Annotated in this window: 6 protein-coding genes; 5 read left to right on the top strand and 1 reads right to left on the bottom strand. The window is 36.5% G+C overall.

Features of this window, described 5'->3' with window-relative positions; all coding sequences use genetic code 11:
- Positions 1–97: 97 nt before the first annotated feature.
- Together EXE09_RS11925 and EXE09_RS11930 are read left to right on the top strand one after the other, a co-directional pair.
- Positions 98–370, top strand: a complete 273-nt coding sequence (locus EXE09_RS11925; RefSeq protein ID WP_004720620.1) for an HU family DNA-binding protein — start codon at positions 98–100, stop codon at positions 368–370.
- Positions 371–540: 170 nt separating this feature from the next.
- Positions 541–2,409 carry a SurA N-terminal domain-containing protein gene (locus EXE09_RS11930; protein ID WP_130117416.1) on the top strand — a complete coding sequence of 623 codons (1,869 nt, stop codon included), beginning with the start codon at positions 541–543 and terminating at the stop codon, positions 2,407–2,409.
- 158 nt (positions 2,410–2,567) lie between these two features.
- On the opposite strand, the gene EXE09_RS11935 is transcribed toward EXE09_RS11930, so the two are convergent.
- A complete protein-coding gene (locus EXE09_RS11935) occupies positions 2,568–3,500 on the bottom strand; it encodes an AraC family transcriptional regulator (protein WP_068974723.1) in 933 nt (310 codons plus the stop codon).
- A gap of 191 nt (positions 3,501–3,691) precedes the next feature.
- Between EXE09_RS11935 and EXE09_RS11940 the strand changes: the two genes are divergently transcribed.
- The 3 genes from EXE09_RS11940 to EXE09_RS11950 all read left to right on the top strand — a co-directional run.
- Positions 3,692–4,909: an alkane 1-monooxygenase gene (locus EXE09_RS11940; protein ID WP_130117417.1), complete on the top strand. Its 1,218-nt coding sequence runs from the start codon at positions 3,692–3,694 to the stop codon at positions 4,907–4,909.
- 431 nt (positions 4,910–5,340) lie between these two features.
- Positions 5,341–5,820: a winged helix-turn-helix transcriptional regulator gene (locus EXE09_RS11945; protein WP_068974725.1), complete on the top strand. Its 480-nt coding sequence runs from the start codon at positions 5,341–5,343 to the stop codon at positions 5,818–5,820.
- Between the two features lie 136 nt (positions 5,821–5,956).
- The coding region (locus EXE09_RS11950; RefSeq protein WP_265937151.1) for a contractile injection system protein, VgrG/Pvc8 family at positions 5,957–6,278 on the top strand (322 nt) is incomplete at its 3' end.

Below are 6,278 nucleotides of genomic sequence, written 5' to 3' on the forward strand. Positions count from 1 at the left end.
TCTTGCGTTTCCCCCCAAAGCATTGCTATAAAGTCGTCATGGCCTTTGATCTACAGCCTTGGAACTTAAACAAACGATATAAGAGGACGTAATCTTCATGAATAAATCAGAATTAATCGATGCGATTGCAGAAAAAGGGGGATTGTCAAAATCTGATGCTGGTAAAGCTTTAGATGCGACTATTGCTTCAATTGGTGAAGCACTTAAAAAAGGTGATACGGTTACTTTAGTTGGCTTTGGTACTTTTAGTGTTAAAGATCGTGCAGCACGTACAGGTCGTAACCCTAAAACTGGTGAAGAACTTCAAATTAAAGCAAGTAAAGTTCCTAGCTTTAAAGCTGGTAAAGGTTTGAAAGACTCAGTTGCATAATCTGAGCTGAATAAATTGCGCGCCCAAGTGGCGCGTTTTTTATAAAAATAAATTAAAAAAATGAGTTAGACGTTAAATTTTATCAAATAAATCAATTTATCATTGATTGCTCATTCATTCACATCTCAATTTCAGTTAGAATCCTTACGAAATAAAATATTGGAATACTCATGGAATCGTTTCGCACTCTCATAAGGGGCTGGTTTGGTAAAGTTCTCCTTGTGTTATTTTTAGCGCCATTTGCTGTAGTTGGTATTGAAGGTTACTTCAGTGGTGGGCAAAAAGAAGACGTAGCTAAAACTGTTAATGGTCAAGATATTTCGAAAAAAGATTTAGAAGCGCAGACAAAAGCTTATAAAGATCAGTTGCTACAAAGTGTGAACCGTGATGAATCTTTATTGAATCAATCTTTTATTCAAAATGCTGTGCTTGATAATTTAGTTGCTCGTGCACTTTTAATCCAGCAAGCGGATAAACTAGGTATTTCACTGAGTGATGCACAAATTGAACAAATGATTGCTCAGCAACCAAGTTTGCAAGAAAATGGTCAATTTTCTCAAGCTTTATATGCGAACTATTTGCGTTCACAAGGGATGACCAGTCAAAGTTTGATTGCGAATTTACGTCAAGATCATGCGTTAAAAATGTTGATGAGTACGTTTACTGATTATGCATTGGTCAGTAAAACTGATATTCAACAAATTGCGAACTTGCAGTCTGAACAACGTGAATTATTTTTATCGAGTGTGAAACTGGATGACTATAAAGCAAATGTAAAAGTCAGCAATCAGGAAATTGCGGACTATTATAATAAGCATCAGAATAAGTTTAAGCAGGTTGCTTCAGTTGATGTGGATTATGTGGTTTTAAGTCCAGCAACTTTGACACAGCCAAATGCGGCTGCAACTGATGCAGAATTGAAACAAGCTTATGATCAATTTGTAGAAAAGCAAAATCAGGATGCGAAGCGTGAAGTGAAGCATATTATGATTACGACGGATACTCGTAGTCCTGAGCAAGCAGCTACACTTGCAAATGAAGTCTATGCAAAAATTCAAGCAGGTACTTCTTTTGCTCAAGCTGCGGCACAATATTCTGAAGACCCAGATTCAAAAACCAAAGGTGGTGCACTTGCTGCTTACGCACCTGGTGTATTTGGTGCTGACTTTGATAAAGCAGTGACTTCTACGCCAAATGGTCAAGTTTCTAAACCAGTTAAAACTCAGTTTGGTTATCATTTGATTGAAGTACATACTGCATCAGCAAATGTCCCTTCATTTGAAGCAAAAAAAGCAGAATTAACTGCGGAAGTATTGAAGAATAAATCAGCAAATTATTTCTCAGATACTGTAAACAGTTTGAATGAACAAGTGGTGAGTAGTGATGCTTTAGATGTCGTATCTGAAGCGGTTAAAACTGTTCAAGTTCAATCAGCCAACGGTGTTACTTTAGCAACTACGAATGCTGTTTTAGCTGATCCAGCGGTAAAATCTAAACTGTTCAGTGAAGATGTGAAGAATGGCAATACTACAGCTTCAAGTAGTATCCAAACTGCCAATGGTGATACGGTTTGGATTAAAGCACGTAAATACCATGCTGCTGGTGCATTGCCTTTAGCTCAAGCAACGCCACGTGTTAAAGCACTTGTGATTGAGCAAAAAGCATTTGATGCTGCACATGCTAAATTAAATGCGATGATTGCGGATTTTAAAAAGCTCCCTGCACAACAAGTAACGACAAAGTATCAATACAATTTTGTACATGCTGGTATTTTTACCCGTTCACAAGGTTTGAAACGTGAAATTGAACGTGCTGCATTTAGCCAACCTGCACCTAAAGCTGGTATGTGGTCTGTAACTACAGCAAAACTACCAAATGAATTAGTTGTTGTGGCGGTTTCGAATGTAAAACACACTGCAATTGATCAAATGAATCCTGCAGAAGTGCAGCAATTAACTCAAATGTATCAAAAGTTCCGTGGTGAGCAATTGTTAGATGATTACTCTCGTTACTTAAAGAATCATGCAAAAATTAAATAATATTTGAACAATAAAAAAAGCGCTTCGGCGCTTTTTTTAGGTCTGTGATTATTGTATTCATTAACTTTCAGTGATTGATGCTGTTGATTATATATTTATTGAAAATAGCCTAAGCATTCCATAATTAACTTAACGACTTAAAAAATTATCTAAAACGATTATTTTTGATTACGATATTGACTTGGACTAAGTTCAAATTGCTTTTTAAAAGCTTGGCTAAATGCAGTTTCAGAAGAATATCCAACTTGATGTGCGATTTGTTGAATAGAGAGTTGTCCTTGTTTCAATAATTGGCTCGCTAAACGTAAACGATGTTGTTGCAGATATGCCAAAGGTGTTTCGCCAATAATTTGATTAAATAAATTGGCAAACTTAGATCTCGACATACAACAGGTTTCTGCCAAACTTTCAACTGTCCAGTTATGTTCAGGACGACTGTGGATGGCTGCTAAAGCATTAGACAACTCAGGATGAATCAAGGCATTGAGCCAATTATTTTGATGCTGCATTTGTTCAATATAATCACGCACACATTCGATCATCAGAATGCTAACCACATGATCCATAATTTTATTTTTCCCAGCCATGCTACGGCGTGTTTCAGCAGAAACAAAATATAAGCCGATTCTGAGCCATTCAGGTGCATCATCACTCAAGGCATTTTGAAGATGTAAATATGGTGGGAGTGCATTAATCAACGGTCGAGCCATAATGGCATTCATTTGGCAACGAACCGATAAAATTAAAGTTTTTTGATTGTCTCCATTCAAACGACTGTGACCAAATTCAATCGCATCTTGACGAAGCCCATCAAATAACGGGGCAATATTTAAACTTTCAACCAGTTGTGTATTTGGATGATTTTTTACACTATGCGCGATCCCTGCAGGAATTAAAAACATATCGCCAGTATGCAGTTCAACCTGCATTTGAGGTGTGATTTCTAAATAAGCATCACCATACAACACAATATGTGCGATCACAGAATCTTGTGCAGGGCTTTGAAACGACCAATCACCTTGCGCTTGCAGATATATATATTCTGAATGGTTGAGATGAATATCATCAAAAATTTTGCTGAGAGCATCCATAGGCTGATCAAAAAATTCCAAGTTTTAAATATTAAAAATAATTCACTGCATTAAAACATGTGCGCACAGGACAATCTCTAGGTTGAACGTGCCAAAGACTTTTTCATAGGTTTTTTGGACGCTTACAACTGTTTTTAGCACTGTATTTATTGAAATATATAGTGAATGAGAAAGATAGGGAAGATATAGTAATGAATGCTCCAGTCCAATTAACAGAACAACAACTGCAAGAGCTTCAACCAAAATCAGGTTTAGCACTCGATAAAAAACGTTATTTGTGGATGATTAGCCCAGCATTACCTGTGATTGGTATTGGGATTTTGGCGGGTTATCAATTTTCACCAAAACCATTAAAAAAAGTTTTTGCTTTAGGTGGGCCATTGGTTCTGCATGTGATTATCCCAACCATTGATAGCATTGTGGGTAAAGACAAAAATAATCCAACTGCGGAAGATGTGAAACTGCTTGAACAAGATCCGTATTATTCACGTTTAGTCAAAACATTTATTCCACTACAATACATTGCTAATGTTTATGCATGCTATTTAACCAGTCGTAAAACAACATCATTACTGGATAAGGTTTTATTGGGTATTTCAATGGGCGCAATCAACGGGATTGCGATCAATACCGCACATGAATTGAGTCATAAGTCGGCACGTATAGATCATATACTTTCGCATTTGGCATTGGTTCCATCAGGTTATAACCATTTTCGTATTGAACATCCGTATGGACACCATAAACGTGCTGCAACACCAGAAGATCCAGCTTCATCACAAATGGGGGAAACTTTTTATGAGTTTTTACCACGTACCGTGATTGGTTCATTTAAATCAGCCATTGAAATTGAGCGTAATCGTTTAAAACGTAAGGGTTTAGGTTTTTGGACGAAGGAAAATGAACTGTTACAAGGCTGGGCAATGACAGGTACATTCCATTCGACAATGGTGGGTTTGTTTGGCAAAGGGATTCTTCCTTACTTAGTCACACAATCGGTTTATAGTATTGGTTTATTTGAAATTATTAACTATATCGAACACTATGGTTTGTTACGCCAAAAAGATGAAAATGGTAAATATGAACGCACCATGCCAGAACATAGTTGGAATAATAACAATATTGTGACCAATTTATTCTTATATCAATTACAACGTCATTCCGATCATCATGCCTATCCGACACGTCCGTTCCAAGCATTGCGTCATTTTGATGAGGCGCCTGATTTGCCAAGTGGTTATGCGAGCATGCTATTGCCTGCAATGATTCCTGCATGGTGGTTTAAAATCATGGATAAACGTGTTTTTGAACATTACAAGGGTGATTTGAATAAAGCCAATATTTATCCAAAACGCCGAGCAAGTTTGTTTAAGAAGTTTGGTGTGATTGATAAACTACTTAATAAATAGATTGTGAATTTTGTATGAAAGCCCTTTGATGAGGGCTTTTTTACACCTTAATGTAAATTTAAGAGCATATCAAACCTCTTTCGTAAGTCATAAAATGTTCAAGTTTTAGATTCAAGACATATTCAAATGGATATCGGGAGTCCTTTCTCTTGCGCCATATATGGCTCAGGGAGAAGGCTAGGATGAGGGTTTTTAAATAAAAAAACCTCACCCTCTTGCGGAACGATGTTTCTCCTTTTGAAAGGAGGGGGAATATTCAATATGTATTCAGATATTGCCGAAGCAAACTTTCGCAAAAAGTCTATTGTGTGATTCAATCGAGACTGAATGATATTCAAATACAAAGATTAGATGTTTAATTGTAAGATTTATACTATATTTATAAGCTTGAATTTATTTTAATAAAATTTAAATTTTAGTCGGATGAATATATGAAGTGGGAAGAAATAGGCAAACAACCGTGTTCAATTGCGCGAACATTATCTGTTCTAGGCGATCGTTGGACGATGCTTATTCTACGCAATTCATTTATGGGAATCCGTCGTTTTGACGATTTTCAGGAGAATTTAGGCGTTACTCGGCATGTTTTGTCTGAGCGTTTAAAGCGTTTGGTTGAACAAGAAATTTTGGTAAAAGTTCCTTATGTCGATCGCCAAGAACGTTTTGAATATCGTTTAACTGAAAAAGGATTAGATCTATATCCTATCCTATTGACCATGACCACTTGGGCAGATAAATGGATGGATGAGGGTTTAGGTGCACCTGTTGTTTATGAACATAAAAGTTGTGGGCATCAATTTACACCGACACTGATATGTTCAGAGTGCAAAGAAGTGATTAGCGCACGACAAGTGAAACCGATGATGACAACTGCCTTTTATCAGTATTTAGAAAAGAATAAGTTGGCTTGATCAACACTTACTGATGTTATCGCTGATATTTTTCGATATTTAATTTGTTTGAATAATTGTTAAAAAATGTGATAAAGCTTTCCATTATTTTTTCTTAATATAGAGTTAATAAAAAATACATAATATTAAAAAATATATGGAAATAATTTCTAAAATATTGGATCAACTTGGACTCACCGCTCAAAAACGTGCCATTCATATCCAATTTACAAATACAGACTTAAACCATCAAGTCTACTTACAACGCATCGACGGACAACACGTGTTGAACCAAGGCGTGTTTGCTGAACTCATTTGCCTATCAACATCAGCAAGCATTCCTTTAAAACAATTTATTGGCACACAAGTTGCCATCGACCAAGTGACTGATCAAGGGCAACTATTCCGTACTACAGGCATCATCACCGAAGCTGCCCAAGGACAAAGTGATGGCTCACTGACGATTTACAAACTCAAAT

The organism is Acinetobacter sp. WCHAc060025 (assembly GCF_004209355.1).
GTDB lineage: Bacteria > Pseudomonadota > Gammaproteobacteria > Pseudomonadales > Moraxellaceae > Acinetobacter > Acinetobacter wuhouensis.